The 16,767-nt window shown below is 58.8% G+C and carries 13 protein-coding genes; 3 read left to right on the top strand and 10 right to left on the bottom strand.

Annotated elements, in window-relative coordinates:
- Nucleotides 1–167: 167 nt before the first annotated feature.
- From ACR0DU_RS06450 to ACR0DU_RS06435, 4 genes are all read right to left on the bottom strand, one after another.
- Entirely contained in the window at nt 168–815 is a 648-nt protein-coding gene (locus tag ACR0DU_RS06450; RefSeq protein WP_010438419.1) for a queuosine precursor transporter, read from the bottom strand.
- A gap of 91 nt (nt 816–906) precedes the next feature.
- A complete protein-coding gene (locus tag ACR0DU_RS06445; protein WP_480873141.1) occupies nt 907–1,794 on the bottom strand; it encodes an esterase-like activity of phytase family protein in 888 nt (295 codons plus the stop codon).
- Nucleotides 1,767–2,630 (bottom strand): penicillin-insensitive murein endopeptidase, encoded by an 864-nt coding sequence (mepA, locus tag ACR0DU_RS06440; protein ID WP_480873139.1) that lies wholly within the window; start codon nt 2,628–2,630, stop codon nt 1,767–1,769. The genes ACR0DU_RS06445 and mepA overlap by 28 nt, the downstream gene beginning before the upstream one ends.
- On the bottom strand, nt 2,627–3,994 hold the full coding sequence (locus ACR0DU_RS06435) for an MFS transporter (protein WP_480873137.1): 1,368 nt from the start codon (nt 3,992–3,994) through the stop codon (nt 2,627–2,629). Before ACR0DU_RS06435 ends, mepA begins: the two co-directional genes overlap by 4 nt.
- A gap of 129 nt (nt 3,995–4,123) precedes the next feature.
- On the opposite strand from ACR0DU_RS06435, the gene ACR0DU_RS06430 reads away from it, so the two are divergent.
- From ACR0DU_RS06430 to yaaA, 3 genes are all read left to right on the top strand, one after another.
- Complete coding sequence (locus tag ACR0DU_RS06430; protein WP_010438415.1) at nt 4,124–4,411, top strand: YggT family protein; 288 nt, start codon at nt 4,124–4,126, stop codon at nt 4,409–4,411.
- 78 nt (nt 4,412–4,489) lie between these two features.
- The gene (gene recQ, locus ACR0DU_RS06425; RefSeq protein WP_480873135.1) at nt 4,490–6,529 is read left to right on the top strand and encodes a DNA helicase RecQ; all 2,040 of its coding nucleotides are present in this window, start codon (nt 4,490–4,492) and stop codon (nt 6,527–6,529) included.
- Nucleotides 6,530–6,562: 33 nt separating this feature from the next.
- Nucleotides 6,563–7,333, top strand: coding sequence for a peroxide stress protein YaaA (gene yaaA, locus ACR0DU_RS06420; RefSeq protein ID WP_480873133.1), 771 nt, complete (start codon nt 6,563–6,565; stop codon nt 7,331–7,333).
- Here the strand turns inward: yaaA and ACR0DU_RS06415 are convergent.
- The 6 genes from ACR0DU_RS06415 to ACR0DU_RS06390 form a co-directional block, all read right to left on the bottom strand.
- A complete protein-coding gene (locus ACR0DU_RS06415; protein WP_480873131.1) occupies nt 7,324–7,785 on the bottom strand; it encodes a VOC family protein in 462 nt (153 codons plus the stop codon). The two genes, yaaA and ACR0DU_RS06415, sit on opposite strands and share 10 nt — an antisense overlap.
- 9 nt (nt 7,786–7,794) lie before the next feature.
- Nucleotides 7,795–10,008 (bottom strand): response regulator, encoded by a 2,214-nt coding sequence (locus tag ACR0DU_RS06410; protein WP_480873129.1) that lies wholly within the window; start codon nt 10,006–10,008, stop codon nt 7,795–7,797.
- A 67-nt stretch (nt 10,009–10,075) separates the two neighbouring features.
- On the bottom strand, nt 10,076–12,118 hold the full coding sequence (locus ACR0DU_RS06405; protein ID WP_480873127.1) for a hypothetical protein: 2,043 nt from the start codon (nt 12,116–12,118) through the stop codon (nt 10,076–10,078).
- Nucleotides 12,115–14,877, bottom strand: a complete 2,763-nt coding sequence (locus ACR0DU_RS06400; protein WP_480873125.1) for a DUF4159 domain-containing protein — start codon at nt 14,875–14,877, stop codon at nt 12,115–12,117. The genes ACR0DU_RS06405 and ACR0DU_RS06400 overlap by 4 nt, the downstream gene beginning before the upstream one ends.
- Nucleotides 14,874–15,749: a DUF58 domain-containing protein gene (locus tag ACR0DU_RS06395; RefSeq protein WP_480873123.1), complete on the bottom strand. Its 876-nt coding sequence runs from the start codon at nt 15,747–15,749 to the stop codon at nt 14,874–14,876. The genes ACR0DU_RS06400 and ACR0DU_RS06395 overlap by 4 nt, the downstream gene beginning before the upstream one ends.
- Nucleotides 15,746–16,753, bottom strand: a complete 1,008-nt coding sequence (locus ACR0DU_RS06390) for an AAA family ATPase (RefSeq protein WP_170774624.1) — start codon at nt 16,751–16,753, stop codon at nt 15,746–15,748. The genes ACR0DU_RS06395 and ACR0DU_RS06390 overlap by 4 nt, the downstream gene beginning before the upstream one ends.
- Nucleotides 16,754–16,767: the final 14 nt, after the last annotated feature.

Below are 16,767 nucleotides of genomic sequence, written 5' to 3'. Positions count from 1 at the left end.
GACCAGCCGGAGCGAGCGCTCCGCCAAGGGCTGCCTTAACAGGCGATCCCCCCGGTTGTTCCGACACCTCTCTCCAATCTCTTTCTCGACACTGGATCACCTCCTTTTCTATCTGTTGCGGTTAGAAAGGAGCGTGACACAACTTGTGCCAATCTCAAAGAACTTTTTTACGCAGGCTGTGCAGCGGTCAAGCGGGCAACGATCACTTTGAACGGAATCAACGCGATCAAAGCCAGTGACAGTTTCACAAGCCAGTCAGCGAAAGCCAGTGTCACCCAGAGCGGCGCCATCGGGCCAGACAGCATGAATGGCACAGGCTCCCACGCCCAACTGATGGCAGCGTCAGCATTGGCACCAAAGAAGGTGACCGAAGCCGAGAAGGCGATGGTGAAGAACAGCGCGGTGTCCAGTGCGGACCCAACCAGCGTCGAGACCAGCGGTGCGCGCCACCAGCGTCCGCCACGCAGTGAATTGAACACGGTGACATCGGTCAGTTGTGCGATCAGGAACGCGGTGCCCGAGGCGACGGCAATCCGCAGCGGTACGGCGGCATAGGTGAAGCCGTCACCCTGCAACATGATCTGGCTGCCGATCAGCGAGCAGATGATACCGGTGACAAAACCGGCAAACACGACCTTGCGGGCCGGACCTACACCATAGACGCGATTCATGATGTCCGTGACCAGGAAGGCCAGCGGATAAGTGAAAGCACCCCAGGTCAACAGCCCATCAAAGATGAGGAACTGGACCAGGATGTTTGAGGCCACGACAATGGCGGCCATGGCAATGATGCCGGGAATAAAGCTGCGTTGCATTTTCAGATGCCCGTTTTGACAAGGTAGCGGCGACTTGGCCCCAGGCTCATCCCAAGGCAGGCCGTGCGTTTAGACCTTTGATAACGACCTGTCAATCGGGCAACAGGTATTCAACCACTTCTGTCCGTTGCAATGACAGGAAATTATCGTCCGACACCATGGTCGCGCGCAATTGCCCCTCCTGATCGCGCCAGACCGAAAGACCTTCCAGATTGTCATGGGTCCCTGTATCGGTTTCAAACAGCGTTTCTTCGGCCTTGGGCACGTCGTCCGTGATCACCCAGCGTCGCAAGCGTGAGCGGAAGCCAATGAAAGCCACCCCACGTTCGAGCACATAGAGCCGCCCGTCAGGCCCGAAATCAGCTGCAACCGGCAGGAACTTTCCACGAGGCGGCAGTACAAAAGGTGCTGACCAGTTTGTGCCATCCCAGCGATAGACTGGAATATCACCCCGTATGGTGCGAGCCTTTTTGGTCAGTGTGTACAGCCGCACTTCTTCATCTATCGCCAGCGCTTCGAATGAGCGGTTGAGTTCCATATTCAGAAACTCTCGCGGACGTGGCAGAACCCGCGCATTGGCGCCGGGGGCGGCGTAATGCGCCACCCGATGGACCCCTTCGAATGAGACGTAATAGCTGCCGTCCGGGGCAACGGCGATCCCTTCGGAATCACCAGCCCTTCCCTTCAACACGCGGCCTTTGCTGGACAGGATCGGCCACTGGTCAAGGATTTGGATATCGCTGATTGTATATCGGTCTCGTTCAATCCGCGCCCTGACCAGTGTTGCCCGATCAATGACTGCGATCATGCTCTGCCCGCTCTCCGAGATATGAACGGCCGAAAACCCTCCGAACCAGTCGGCGTTATTGCGCCAGTCATAGCTGCCGAGCAGCGAAGCCTGCTTAAGCTCCACCGCCTGAACAGACCCTCCAAATAGCAGCAGCGCCGTGATCAGTTGGATTGCAAGACAGCTGTGCATTGCTGGGGCAAATCAGCCAATTGGTACTCGCGACGTTTTTTTGGCGCAGGCGCATTCGGATCAGGCGGCGGAGGGTTCAGAATATTGCGCACCCATTGCTGCGCCTCGGCGCAACCGTCGCCCTTGGGTGGCGGGTCCTGATTGACACAACCTCTCGACCCTTTCGGGCACTTCAGCCGCACGTGGAAATGATAGTGATGTCCCCACCACGGCCGGATTTTACGCAGATAGGCTTTGTTGCCCTTCTCGTCATTGCACATCTGCACCTTGGCACCAGGGAACACAAAGATCCGGGCAACGCGCTTGTCCTTGGCGGCTTCGCGCAACACCGCATGATGCTGCTTGGTCCAGTTGCCGTTCACATAGGCGCCGTTCGCGCGGCGTAAGGATATGGACGAGATATTCTCGCGCGCTTTACGGCTAAGGCGCATGTTGTCGCCCGGCAGCATCCAGATATCGATATCCAGACCTAACTGATGCGAACGATGGCCCGATGTCATCGGCCCGCCCCGTGGCTGGCTGATATCCCCGATATAGAGACCATTCCACCCCGGCTGTTTCGCGGCAAACCGGCTGAGATCCTGCACATAGTCGATCGCCTGCGGATGCCCCCAGTTGCGATTGCGGGACAGGCGCATCGCCTGCCATGTTGGCCCAGTTTCGGGCAATTGCACCGACCCTGCAGCGCACCCGCGCGAATAACTGCCGAAAGCCGCTGATTTTTGCTGAGACCCCACCTTCTGAGCCCCGAACAATTGCTTGGCCAGCGGTTGCGCCCCTGCCGCGCCTGCAAGTGTCATCACCGTTAAGACAGCTAAAAAACGTAATAAAATCATCTGCTCTGATCCCCTTCCGGTTTCACCCAGCGCATCAGGACTAGTCCTAGAATAAACAACAGAATGATCGGTGACACCCCTAGTCTTGCACTACCGGTCACTGCCGTTGCTATCCCGATCAAAAGTGGCGCTGCAAAGGCGGTTGCCCGACCCGAAAGCCCATAAAGCCCAAAACTTTCAACCGGAGTGGCGGGATCAGTATGGCGCACCATCATAGATCGGCTAGCCGATTGCAGGATACCTCCCATACCGCCAATCAGAATTCCGCACCCGAAGAACGCCATATCCGGCAGGCCAGAGCCTTCGGGCAATGAAATTCCGTAAATCTGTGTTCGATCCATCGACACAACCGTCAGGCAGACAAAGATCAAAACCCATATGGCGACCAGTATCACTGGTTTAGGGCCGTATTTCCGATCCATCTTACCGCCGACCCATGCGAAGATGGCCGAAGCCAGTACGCTGACGATCCCGAACACACCGATCTTGACGATATCCCATTCCAGGACCAGCGCAGCGTATGTTCCACCAAAGGTATATAGCCCGTTCAGAGCGTCGCGGTAGAACATCGACGACCCAAGATATGTCGCCAGGCTCACCCGATGACGCAAGGCAGCGACTGATTTTCCCAGCAACCGCAAGGCTTCGCCCACGCTGCCTTGTTTATCAGTGTTCGTGTCGTCCCTGACCCAAAGAAAATACGGCACCATGAACAGGATGAACCACCCGGCTGTGAAGGGCCCGACAAACCGAGTACCTTCCTGCGTTGCCGCATCCAGACCGAACATCGGGTCCATCCCGATCAGGGTTTTGCCATTGGGCTGCTCGACGAACAGTGCCAGCATAATCGCCAGCGACAGCAATCCTCCGAAATAGCCAAACGCAAAACCTGATCCCGAGATCTCACCGACCTCACTGTCATCCCCCAAATCGGGCAGCTGAGAATTGATGAAGATGAGCGCATATTCGGCCCCCACAAAGCCCAGCCCAAAGGCCGAAATCATCAGCCACATATTCGAGCCATCAGGCATCGTGTACCAAAGCGCCGCGGATCCCACCGCGTACATCAGCGAAAATCCAAATATCCAAGGGATACGCCGTCCCGAGACATCTGCCATCGCACCCAGCAATGGCGCACCAAAGGCAATGATCAGCCCGATAATGGTCATGCCGTTCGCCCAGACAACCTGCGCCTGCGCCTTGGCAGCCTCCTCCACCAGACCTGATGTCAGATAATACTGTGCAGCAACACTTACAAAATATGGGCCAAATACAAAGGTCACCAGCAAGGTGTGATAGGGCTGCGAAGCCCAGTCGAAAAACCACCAGCCCCAGATGCGCTTGCGCTTGGAAATTTCCGCCATTTCTGCCCCTGTTCTTGTTGAATTCATAAGAGGGGGCTTTGCGGTAATTCGCAAGCGTTGTGTTGCTGCAGACTTGCTCTTTGGCGCAGGCGCGCTTAGGTCTCTGGGCAATTGACGAACGGAGTGTCCATGCTGTCGCTGATCCAAATCCTGCTTTTGATCCTAGACATTGTCTGGTTCATCATTCTTGCCCATGTGATCATGAGTTGGCTGATCAACTTTCAGGTTCTTAACCTGCACCAGCAACTGGTGGCGCAAATCTGGTATGGGCTGAACCGGATATTAGAACCGATTTATAGCCCCATCCGTCGCATCCTGCCCAACATGGGCGGTCTGGATCTGACGCCTCTGGTCGTGTTGATCGGGGTCTATGCCCTGCGGATCATCCTGATCAACAATGCGGTCTATTTCTACTGACCTCTTGTTCACCGAATCTTAGTATGTGATGGTCCTGTCTTAAGAGCAGATAAACCTTAGTACAGGACCCTCCGGCGCATGTTCGACTCCGCACCCTTGTTGCGAGACGTCTTTGGATTCGACGACTTCCGCCCCGGGCAGGAAGAGATCGTCGATGCCGTGACCGCGGGCGAAAACGTGCTGGCCATCATGCCGACCGGTGGTGGTAAATCCCTGTGTTTCCAACTACCTGCGTTGTTGCGAGACGGCGTGACCGTGGTTATATCTCCGCTCATCGCCCTGATGCGCGATCAGGTGCGTGGGCTGCAGGAGGCCGGTGTTGAGGCCGGCGCGCTCACCTCTGGCAACACCCCTGAAGAAACCGATGCGGTATGGGAGGCGTTGGAGGCCGGGCGGCTGAAACTTCTATACATGGCCCCGGAACGTCTGGCCGCCGGGTCGGCGCTGGGGATGCTGCGTAGGATCAACGTCAATCTGATCGCGGTGGACGAGGCACATTGTGTTAGCCAATGGGGCCATGATTTCCGCCCTGATTACCTGCGGATCGGAGAGCTGCGTCGCGCTTTGAGCGTGCCCCTCGCCGCATTTACAGCGACAGCGGATGCGGAAACGCAGGAAGAGATCGTCGAAAAGCTGTTCGACGGTGTTGAGCCGCGTAAATTCCTGCGCGGGTTTGACAGACCCAATATCCATCTGGCCTTTGCCGCCAAGGATGGACCGCGCAAACAAATCCTCGACTTCGCAGCCGCCCGCAAGAACCAATCCGGCATCGTCTATTGTGGCACCCGAAACAAAACCGAAGTGTTGGCACAAGCGCTTCGCGCCGAAGGGCATTCGGCTTGCCACTACCACGGCGGGATGGAAGCCGAAGATAGGCGCAGCGTCGAGACCCGCTTTGCCCGCGAGGACGGGCTGATCGTCGTCGCCACTGTCGCGTTTGGCATGGGCATCGATAAGCCCGACATCCGCTGGGTCGCGCATGCCGATCTGCCGAAATCGATTGAAGCTTATTATCAGGAAATCGGACGCGCTGGCCGCGATGGCGGCCCCGCCGAGACCTTGACCTTATTCGGCCCCGACGATATCCGACTGCGCCGGTCGCAGATCGACGAAGGGCTCGCCCCACCTGAGCGGCGGATGGCGGATCATGCACGCCTGAATGCGTTGCTTGGATTGGCCGAGGCACTGAAATGCCGCCGCCAGACCTTGCTCGGGTATTTCGGAGAACAGATCGAACCTTGCGGCAAATGCGATCTCTGCGACAGCCCTCCTGAAGTGTTCGATGGCACGACGCCGGTTCGCATGGCCCTGTCCGCTATTCTGCGCACAGAAGAATGGTTCGGCGCGGGTCATCTGATCGACATCCTGTTGGCCAATGAGACCGACAAAATCCGCGCGCGGCGACACGACAACCTGTCAACCTACGGCATCGGCAAAGACTGGTCGCGCCCGCAATGGCAGGCGATCTTTCGGCAGATGATGGGCCGCGATTTGGTCCGTCCCGATCCTGAACGCCACGGTGCGTTGCGCATGACCGAAACCGCCAAACCGATCCTGAAAGGTGAGACACAGATCGACCTACGCAAGGATACCATCCGCAAAGCCACCCGGCGACCCGCGGTCAAGGCGATGGTGTCCGAGGAAGACGCGCCGCTGCTCTCGGCGCTCAAGGCCAAGCGGCGCGCACTGGCCGAGGTCGCGCGGGTTCCGGCCTATGTCATCTTTCCAGATCGCACCCTGATCGAAATGGCGGAGTCCCGACCCGCAAATCTGGACGATATGGCCCGGATCAGCGGCATTGGGGCAAAAAAGTTGGAGCGCTATGGTGCAACCTTCCTTGAGGTGCTGATCGGCGCGGTAGAAGAGTTGCACCCGGCACGGCGCAAGCTTGCCGGCCGCGATCAGGGCGACATCTACGATCAGTTGCTTGAGGTTCAATCACAATTGTCGCGAGGCCCCGACGGGATCGACAAACCACTGAGCTGTTCGGCATCGCAACTGGCCAAGGTGGCGCAATTGCGCCCGGATGATCCACGAGCGATGGAGCAGGTTCTGGGCGACCGTCGTCACGAAAGGTTTGGCGCGGCGTTTCTGGACGTGCTGCAGCAAGCGGGCTAGATACGAGCCAACAGGCAAGAAACGAGGGCGGATATGCTGGTAGTGATTTCCCCGGCCAAGCGGCTGGATTGGGTAGAACGAAACGTCCAAGTGACCCAACCCGATTTTCAGGACGACGCAATCCGCTTGTCGAAGACTGCACGCAACTTGACCTTGGGCGATCTAAAAAAACTAATGGATCTGAGCGACGACTTGGCCCGCCTGAACCGCGACAGGTACCGGGTATTCTCAGACGCACCCGAGGCAGAAATTACGCGCCCCGCCGCGCTGGCTTTCGCAGGTGATACCTATCAGGGGCTTGAGGCCACATCGCTGGATGCTGACGAAATGGCCTGGGCTCAGGATCATTTGCGCATATTGTCCGGCCTTTACGGCGTATTACGACCGTTGGACGCCATTCAGGCTTATCGGCTTGAGATGGGCAGCAAGCTGAAAACCCGCCGTGGCAAGAACCTGTATGAATACTGGCGCGATCAGTTGAGCAAGGCGTTGAACGCCCAAGCTGCTGAGGCTGGCAGCAAAGTTCTGGTGAACTGCGCCAGCCAGGAGTATTTCGGTGCGGTCGACCTGAAAGCGCTGAAGCTACACGTTGTGACACCGGTATTCATGGAGGACAAGGGCGGCACCCCCAAGATCGTCAGCTTCTTTGCAAAGAAGGCGCGTGGTGCGATGGCCCGGTACATCATTCAACATCGACTGACCGACCCCAAAGGCCTGCTGGATTTTGATAGCGGCGGGTACGAATACCGGGCCGATCTGTCGGAAGACGACAAACCCGTGTTTGTACGCCCCTATCAGGCCTGATCAAGCATCGAAGGATCGTAAGCCACAAGTTCCACCGTGTTCCCCTCGGGGTCTTGGGTGAAGATGCCGCGCCAACCGATCCAGCCGAAATGCTCAACCCGATAGGGCTGGCCGATTTGGTCGTACCAGCGCATGACCGCGTCCTGCTCGGCAAAGGGCACCGACAGCGCGATATGGTGCAGGGCCGAAGCGCCCCCTGTTACTGGCACTGTCTCGCCAGTCTGCTCTGGTCCACGCTCAGAGCCAACAGATTGGTGAAACAGGGCCAGCACCTGTGTATGCCCGCCGAACCCTTCGGCGATGCGAAAAAAGGTGATGGCGCTGTTATGGTCGCCTTGCAGCCGCTGCAACCCGATCACCTTCTCATAGAATTGCACCATTGCCTCCATATCGGCGCAGCGAATTGCAATCTCGCCCAATCCTCGGGGACGAAAACCGCGCTCATCTGACATAAATCGATCCTATTCCGTACTTTCATCTTCTGCACCGACCGCACAAGCCCCGGACGGTCGATGTTCCAGTATCATCTTGTGGATCAGTTTCTTGTGCAACGGTTTGGTCAGGTAATGATCGAGCCCCGCCGCCAGTATGCCCTGGTCATCCCCTGTCATGGCGTGGGCCGTCAGGGCCACGATGGGAACATGTCGGTCCGTTCCGATCTCGCGTCGCCGGATTTCACCTGTCGCCTCTTTGCCATCCATCTTGGGCATCGAGATATCCATGAAGATCAGATCCGGATCAAAGCTGGCGAAGGTTTCGACCGCCTCCAACCCGTTGGAGACGAATTTCAAATCGATGTTCAGCTCCTTGGTCATCTTTCGAAGGATCAGCTGATTGGTTCGATTGTCTTCGGCTGCCAGAACCCGCATCAGCCTCTGCTCCTGCGGAACTTGTGCATTAGTCTCGAGATTAGAGGCGCAGTCGTCGCTGCGATCCGGCTTGAATACAGGCGCGCCCAGCGCCATCAGCCGCGAATACAGCTCGGCGCGCGGGATGGGTGTTTGCAACACACCGTTAATGAGCCGATGGGCCGGATCGGCGTGGAACACACCGGGATTGGCCGACATCACCACGATTGGCAGATCACCCCATCCTTTGTCACGCAGAGTGGTGGCAAGCTCCAACCCATCCATGTCTGGCAGATCGTGATCGCACAGGACCAGATCAATCGTTTTGTCCATTGCAGCCAGCGCTTCGGCCCCCGTCGAACAGGTCAGCGCCTGAGACCCGAGGCGGTCTAATTGCTTGGTCAGGATGGCACGGTTGACGGCCATATCTTCGACCACCAAAACACGCCCCAATTGCCCCGCCAAATCGGGTGGAATAGGTTGCGGACCTTCAGCAGTGGGCAACGATATGCGGAAACCGAAGCAAGATCCTTTGCCCGCATCGCTTTCGACCCAAACGACACCGCCCATCATCGAGATCAGACGCTTGGTGATCGCCAGCCCCAGACCCGTGCCTTCGAACTGGCGGTTCTGGGCATCCTCGACCTGATTGAATTCACCAAAGATGTGCGGGACCTTGTCAGCCTCAATCCCGATGCCCGTATCCTCGATGGCTACGTGGATATCGCAGCTTTCTGTGGTCATGTCTGGTACGCCTGTCACACGGATCAATACATGGCCTTGTGCAGTAAACTTCACCGCGTTCCCCACGAGGTTGGTCAGAATCTGACGAATCCGCCCCGGATCACCTACAAAAAGCGTGGGCAGGAACAGGTCATAATCCACTAACAAAGTCAGGCCTTTGTCGCGTACGCTAGGCTGCAACAGCATAGCGACCTCTAGGATACAGCGCTCAAAATCGAACTGCTCGGGGTGCAGCGTCAACTTGTCGGCCTCGATCTTTGAATAGTCGAGAACATCGTTGATGATGGCCAGCAGTGCCTCGCCCGAATTACGAATTGTGCTGAAATAGAGCCTTTGTTCTTCGTTCATCGGAGTTTCGGTCAGCAGTTCGGTCATGCCAACGATCCCGTTCATCGGCGTGCGAATCTCATGGCTCATATTTGCCAGAAAGGCGGATTTGGCGCGGTTGGCAGCCTCGGCCCGTTCACGCGCGGCGTTCAGTTCGGCCTCATGCCGGACCGAGGCGGTGATGTTCAGCGCAAGGCTCAGCACGTCGCCGCCGTGGCCCCGCTGATCGATCAACCGGATATACTGGCCGTTCCACAGCTGGATCACTTGAGGTTCGGGGTGCGGTTGCGCCCAGCGTGCGAGCATACGGGCCTGCCAGTTCGCGATCTTTTCCGCGCCGATATCCACGATCCCTTCATGGGTCAGAATCTCAAGAATACGCGGATAGCTGATCCCCGGTGCGACCTCTTCCAGCCCATCGAAAACGCTAAGGTAAGCGGCATTGGCACCGATCAGTGTGTTGTTGCCATCGAAAAATGCAAACCCGTCGGGGATGGTCTGGATCGAGTGCCAAAGGCGACGTTCAGCCACCTCTATCTTGGCATTGGCTACGGTCAGATCTGATTTGACCTTTTCGTTTTCATCGCGAACCGTCGCAACCTCGGCCTGAGTCTCATCGATCTGACGTGTCAGAGCGATGGCATGACGCCCCAGTTTGCGGTTGGCGGCAGAGAGCTCGGCCTGTTTCAGATGCAACAGGCGCTCAGCAGCCAATCGCGCGCGCCGTTCCCGCGCCAGTTTCTCAGCAAGACTCATGTAAAATTTTCCCGCGATAATCTGCTCAGAGCATCGCGGGAGAGCGTGAAAAAGTGCTTAAGCCGCGCTAGCGACGCCCCTCGCGCAACCAACCGGCCAAGAGGAACCCACCGGCCAGCAGCAACACCAGCCAGGGGGGAAGCAACCCGGCCTGTGTAACATCGCGGGTTTCGTAGGCGTCGCGCGGTGTCAGCCCAATCCAGCCCCGTCCTGCTGCCGGTCGGCCCACACGGACGTTCCGGATTGAGGGCAGGCCCTCTTCCACCCGAATCGAACCGCCGCGCAGGCTGGCCAGAACCGGGCTTAGGATTTCATCGGTTGCGATCGTGCGTTCGAATTCCTTGGGTGCGGCAGGGCCCAGGCCGATCACGGCGGAATGCTCACCCTCTTCCAGTTGGTAAAGGCCAATTTCGGGGCCGAAATACTGCGCCTCGAACCGACCAGGCGAGACCTCGTTCAGCGTGATATCCAAGGTGTCGCCGTTAGGGCGGGTAACGGTCACGGGGCCAACCTCATCCTCCAGCGTCTGGCGGATGATACGCATCGACTGGCCATTCGCTTCGGCCCACAGCGCCTCTTCCTCAAGCTCGGGTTCTTTCATCATCCAGTGGGCCAGCCTGCGGAGTAGCTCCAACTGGGGGCCACCGCCCTCAAAACCGCGGCTCCACAGCCAAGCGTGATCAGAGGCCATCAGCGCCACACGTCCTTCGCCGACGCGATCCAGTACCAGCAACGGACGGTCATCCACGCCGGTCATGAGCATGTCGCCGGATAGCTGGCTGACATCGATCTGGCGCAGCCATGCGCCCCAAGTCTCAGCATCGCCCAGATCAGCGGTAACCGGATGACGCTGGCCCAGATCGGTGACCATGGGCACGTATCGTTCCTCGTAAACCCGCGCACTGGGTTTTGCGGGCAGGACCGGCCCAAGAGGGGATCGGTACAGGCTGTCAGCCGTGGCAAAATCAGGGCCAGCAGCGACCAGCACCGCGCCACCATTGACGATATAGTCGCCAACATTATCCAGATAGATCGCAGGCAGGATGCCGCGCCGTTTGTAGCGGTCAAAGATGATTAGGTCGAAATCATTGATCTTCTCCAGAAACAACTCTCGCGTTGGGAAGGCAATCAGTGAGAGCTCATCCACCGGGACGCCGTCCTGCTTTTCTGGTGGCCGCAGGATGGTGAAATGGACCAGATCAACCGAGCTGTCGGATTTCAACAGGTTGCGCCACGTGCGCCCGCCGGGATGCGGCTCGCCCGATACCAGCAAGACGCGCAGACGATCCCGCACGCCGTTCATCTGGATAAGCGCGGTGTTGTTGCGTTCGGTCAACTCGCCTTCGGCCTGCGGAACCGAGAACTGGATGACGTTTCGCCCACCATGCGGCAAGGTAATCGGCAACTCTACGTCCACACCGATGGGAATGGTGAAGCGCTCAGGCTCAGCACCGTCGACCGAGATCTCAAGCGGGGCGTTTGTGACACCGACAGGCGCTACGCCGGTATCCTCGACGCGCAAGGTAAGCGTTACAGGCTCTCCGATTATGGCGAAGGCAGGTGCATTGCGCACGATCAGCCGGCGATCCCAATCACTCGCACGCCCTGTCTGTAACAAGTGCATCGGCGCAGGTAGGTCAGGAGCTTGGTCCGCGTCGTGCACTATACCGTCTGAGACCACGATGATGCCTGCAATCCGCGCCCGGGGTTCTTCGGCGAGGGCCGCGTTCAGAGCGGCCATGACCTGCGTGCCTTCATCCCCGTCGCCGTCACCAACCCGTATGCGGCGTAGCTCGGTATTGTCGCGGGCTTCGATTTCAGCCGCAAGCTCGTTTGCGGCCTGAATGGTCTGTTCGGCACGATCCGACAGGGTTTGGCTGGCGCTTTCATCTTCGATCATCAGCACGATATCGGTGAGCAGTGCACGATCTTCGACCTGATATACTGGACCGCTAAGTGCGGAGAGGACAACCAAAGCCGCCAAACCACGCAACGCCCAACCCGACAAGCCACGCCAGAGCGCCAGCACTACCCCGGCAAGCGCGATGGCGGCGACAACGGCCAAGACGGGCCATGGGATCAGCGGATCAAAGATGACGGTACCGGTCATTGCCCCAACCTATCCAAAAGGGCGGGCACGTGGACCTGATCGGATTTGTAGTTTCCGGTCAGTACATGCATCACCAGATTAACGCCAAAGCGATGGGCCAGTTCACGTTGCCGTTCGCCAGCATAGCCGCGACCCACAGGCAACAGGGACTGACCGTTGCGATCCACCGCCCAGGCCCCGGCCCAGTCATTGCCCCCGATCACTACCGGAGTCACGTTGTCATTGAGATTGCGGAACGGCATCCCCTCGATCTGCTCGGCATTCGGCGGCGCGGCTTCGACCCAGACTTCGGTGCCGGAATAGCGACCGGGGAAATCCTGCAGCAGATAAAAGGCGCGAGTGAGAACATGATCACGCGGAACCGGCTCTAATGAGGGAATATTTAGCGGCGCAGCCAATTGCTGCAGCTTGCGCCCATTGGGGCTTGACGCCCCGAAGCCAGCGATGTCGGCGTCGCGCGTGTCAAACAGGATCATCCCGCCTGATCGCAGATAGGCGTTGAGCTTGGCATAGGCCTCGGCCGAAGGTTGCGGCTGATCGGTTGTGATCGGCCAATAAAGCAGTGGAAAGAACGCAAGCTCATCGCGTTCCAGATCGACTCCGATGGGATCAGCAGGCTCGACCGAGGTGCGATAATGCAGCGTTTGCACGAGCCCGCGCAGCCCAGCCAGCGCGATATCATCTACTTGCGCATCGCCCGTCAGCACATGCGCAAGTACGAGTTCCCGCGTCGCATTCAGCGCGAAATCGGTATCATCCGGCGTCTGCGCCTGCGCATCCTGAACAACCAGCAATGCGCCCAGCATCACGGCTGCCGCGCGCGCCAGACCCAAACGTCCGGAAAGAGCCAATGACGCGATCACGTCAATCGTCAACAGCACAAGCGAAAGGCTAAGCAACAGACCCGCCAACGGAGTCTCTGTTGTGATATTCTGCCCCCGGATCGGGACATCGGTGGGCCAAACGGGTGGCGTCAGCACCGCATCCTCGGCCAACACATTCCGTGCAAGTTTCTGCTTGCCGCTTTCATAAAGGCCCGGGCGCAAGTCTGGTCCGATCTGGCCCGAGACCAGCTCGACCCCATCCACGCCGGCCAATGTTCCGGCATCGGTCAGAGTACCAAAACCATCCAGTATCTGAACCGGCTCCCACACTGTTCCCTGCATCTGCGCCTCTTGCCGAGATTTGGCGGCAGAAGCGACGGCCAGCCGGTCCAACATCTCCACAAATAGGCCAGATAGTGGCAGGCTTGACCATTCCGCATCCGCCGTAACATGGAACTGCACCACCTGCCCCAATCCTAAGGGTTTGCGGGTAACCAAAGGCGTACCATCGGAGAGTGACGCAATCACCCGATCGGCCAGATTAGGGTCTGGTTGTGCCATCACCTGAGTTGTTACCGTGACATCCTCGGGTATGGTTAGCCCGTAGAATGGCGAGTTTTCTGAGAACGGCGCTAAACCCTTGGCCTCGCCCCAACTCATCGCGCCGCCGACGGAACGGCCACCGCTACGCAGACGCACCGGCAGCAAATCATCTTCTTCATCTCGACCCAGATCGCTTGCGGCCATACGCGGTCCAGCAAAGCGCAGCAGAAGGCCGCCTTGTTCAACCCACTCAATGACCTCAGCCTGTTCTGAATCAGAAAGCCTCGCTACATCCGCGAGCACGATCACATCCGGGTTGGCGGGGAGGACTTCGGTCAAACCTCCTTCAACAAAATCAGCGGTTGGGATCAACACCTGTGTCAGATAGTGGAGTGGTGAAAGCAGCTCCAACCCTTCGCGGTTCAGCGTGCCCGCAATCAGCGCCACTTCGCGCCGCCTCAGGCTGTCATCTGTTAGGGTCACCGCACCGGCAGAGCGCTGGCCCTGAAGCTCGAACCGTGTAATTCGAGCGCGCAATTCCGAGGGCAGCGCGAGATCGATTTGCGCCTGTGTAGAGCCGCTTTCAAACTCAAGTGACGTGGATTGCAGCACGCGCATCGCGCCCGCTGGATCGCGCCCTTGCGCCAGCACAGTAACGCTTTCGGCTGGGCCCGGATTGGCACGTAGAACGCGAAGCTGGATCGCTCCGTCCTGATACGTTGCAGGCAGGATCGCGGTCGCGGATGCGGGGGATTGATAAACGATCACTTCGCCCCGCCCCTGCAGGGCCGAAACCAGACGATCATGACCCTCAAACGCCAACTGGTCAGAGAACCAATGGGTGTCAAAACCACCTTCTACCTGCTCCAGTGCGGCCAAAGTTTGGGGAATCTGTGCTTCGGTAGGTTGCCAAGGCATCGGTGTAAGACCTGGCAATCGCCCGCGCCAAGCTTCGGCGGCCTGAAACACAGGGGGCTCAGGTTCGGTCAGGCGTAAGATCGAGACCGGGCGACCAGCACGGCCGGCTTCGGTCAGTTGTGCATCAATCTGATCCAGCGTCGATGACCAGCGCGTCGCACCTGCCCAGCTGGCATCCAGCACCAGCAGCAACGGCCCGGATCCGGTCTCATCACGCGAAGGATTAAATACCGGCCCTGCCAGCCCGATGATGATTGCCGCTGCCGCCAGCATTCTGAGCAGCAACAGCCACCACGGCGTGCGGTCCGAGACACTTTCGTCATCCTTCAGGCCCAACAACAACGTCACAGCCGGGAACAGGCGGCGGATGGGCGCTGGTGGGACAGCGCGCAGGATCAACCAAAGGATCGGCAGGGTCAGAAGCCCCAGCAGCACCCAAGGCGCGGTAAAGCCAATGCCCCCCAGAACTGTCATTGCGCACTCCCATCCAAGGCGCGATAGAGCCACAATAGAGCCGATTGTGCACTGTCACCCGTATGGTGTAGCCCCATCTGCCAGCCGGTCGCGCGGCAAAGATGCGTCAATGCGTCTTTACGCCGTGCAAGGCGATCCAGATAGCGATCTCGTAGGTCCGCAGCTTTCAAAGTCTCATGCCGGGCAGTGCCGCCGACGCTTTCAAAGATGGTACGCCCGGAATAGGGAAAGGACTCCTCGCTGGGATCCAGAAGCTGCATTAGAACGCCGCGAACACCTCGGTCGGCTGCTTTGGTAAGCGCCAACTCAACCTCATCCAGCGGCCCTAGGAAATCCGAGATGAACACCGCGCGCGCATGCGGGATCATCACGCGGTGTTCGGGTGGAGCATAATCGGTTTGCGAATCCTCAGACCAGGCCTGCGCCAATCTTATGATCTGTGCATTACCCCTGCGTGGGGGCAGGGTTGTTCCCGTCAAACCAACGCGTTCACCGCCACGCACCAGCAGGATGGCCGTTGCGAGCCCCAGCAGGCGGGCGCGGTCGATCTTGGTTGGCAAGGTCTTGTCTGAAGCAAACCGCATCGACGCACCCTGATCGACCCAAAGCATGATCGACTGCGCAATCTGCCATTCACGTTCGCGCACAAACTGCTGGTCGCCACGGGCCGAGCGCCTATGGTCAATCATCCGGCGACTGTCGCCGATTTGCGCTGGACGGTATTGCCAAAAATCATCCCCCAGACCCGAGCGTCTGCGACCGTGATCTCCTAATAACACGGTTCCGGCCAGATGTTCGGCGCGCGCCAAAAGGGGCGGCAGCCGGGACGCCTCGGCCTCGGATCGTTCGCGTAGGGTCTGGGCGGCGTTCACGCCGCAGCCTCGGTACGGACCAGACCGGCAGCGGTGGACTCGATCAGGTCAGACAGGCTGTCGCCCCGTGCTCGGGCTGCAAAGTTCAGCGCCATGCGGTGGCTGAGAACCGGACGCGCCATGGTCAGCACATCCTCGGCATTGGGGGCCAGTCGACCTTCCAGCATCGCATTGGCACGTACGGTCATCATCAGCGCCTGCGCAGCACGCGGGCCCGGGCCCCAAGCGACGGTTTCCCTCACCCGCTCGGACGCGCCTGCCTCATCCGGGCGGAAGGCACGGACCAGATCGAGGATCAGTTCGACAACCGACTCTCCAACCGGCATCCGGCGCAACAGAACCTGTGCGGCCAGTAATTCTTCCTTAGTGAAAATCTGATGCGCCTCTGCTTCTTCGACACCGGTTGTGGCCAGCAGAATGTCGCGTTCGGTCTGGCGATCCGGATATTCCACATCAACCTGCACAAGGAAACGGTCCAGCTGAGCTTCGGGCAGCGGGTAGGTCCCCTCCTGCTCAATCGGGTTCTGCGTGGCCAGCACATGGAATGGCACGCCCAAGTCCCTATCCTCTCCTGCAACGGTCACCGTGCGTTCCTGCATCGCCTGCAGCAGCGCCGATTGGGTCCGGGGGCTGGCGCGGTTGATCTCATCCGCCATCAGCAGCTGGCAGAAGATCGGGCCGGAAATGAACCGGAAATGGCGGCTGCCATCCTCGGCTGTGTCCAATACTTCGGATCCCAGAATATCCGCTGGCATAAGGTCCGGGGTGAACTGGATGCGATTGCCATGAAGGCCCATGACCGTCGATAGCGTCTCGACCAGCCGTGTCTTGCCAAGCCCCGGCAATCCGATCAACAACGCGTGACCGCCGCACAACAAGGCGGTCAAGGTCAAATCGACGACCTTTTCCTGCCCGATAAAGCGGCGGGTGATCGAGGCTTTGGCCTCTTGCAGCTTGTTTTCCAGCGCTTCGATCTCGGACACGAGGTCGGCAGGTTCGGACATGAGGTTCCCTTCCG

This window comes from Ruegeria sp. G2, assembly GCF_056533505.1.
The sequence above is the reverse complement of the archived record's forward strand: the minus strand, read 5'-3'. Positions and strand labels throughout refer to the sequence as shown.

Bases quoted from the DNA above. Each gene is read 5' to 3' on its own strand.
- ACR0DU_RS06410 (WP_480873129.1), bottom strand. From the start codon at position 10,008: ATGAGTCTTGCTGAGAAACTGGCGCGGGAACGGCGCGCGCGATTGGCT.
- ACR0DU_RS06445 (WP_480873141.1), bottom strand. From the start codon at position 1,794: ATGCACAGCTGTCTTGCAATCCAACTGATCACGGCGCTGCTGCTATTT.
- ACR0DU_RS06405 (WP_480873127.1), bottom strand. From the start codon at position 12,118: ATGACCGGTACCGTCATCTTTGATCCGCTGATCCCATGGCCCGTCTTG.
- ACR0DU_RS06415 (WP_480873131.1), bottom strand. From the start codon at position 7,785: ATGTCAGATGAGCGCGGTTTTCGTCCCCGAGGATTGGGCGAGATTGCA.
- yaaA (WP_480873133.1), top strand. From the start codon at position 6,563: ATGCTGGTAGTGATTTCCCCGGCCAAGCGGCTGGATTGGGTAGAACGA.
- ACR0DU_RS06390 (WP_170774624.1), bottom strand. From the start codon at position 16,753: ATGTCCGAACCTGCCGACCTCGTGTCCGAGATCGAAGCGCTGGAAAAC.
- recQ (WP_480873135.1), top strand. From the start codon at position 4,490: ATGTTCGACTCCGCACCCTTGTTGCGAGACGTCTTTGGATTCGACGAC.
- mepA (WP_480873139.1), bottom strand. From the start codon at position 2,630: ATGATTTTATTACGTTTTTTAGCTGTCTTAACGGTGATGACACTTGCA.
- ACR0DU_RS06435 (WP_480873137.1), bottom strand. From the start codon at position 3,994: ATGGCGGAAATTTCCAAGCGCAAGCGCATCTGGGGCTGGTGGTTTTTC.
- ACR0DU_RS06400 (WP_480873125.1), bottom strand. From the start codon at position 14,877: ATGACAGTTCTGGGGGGCATTGGCTTTACCGCGCCTTGGGTGCTGCTG.
- ACR0DU_RS06430 (WP_010438415.1), top strand. From the start codon at position 4,124: ATGCTGTCGCTGATCCAAATCCTGCTTTTGATCCTAGACATTGTCTGG.
- ACR0DU_RS06450 (WP_010438419.1), bottom strand. From the start codon at position 815: ATGCAACGCAGCTTTATTCCCGGCATCATTGCCATGGCCGCCATTGTC.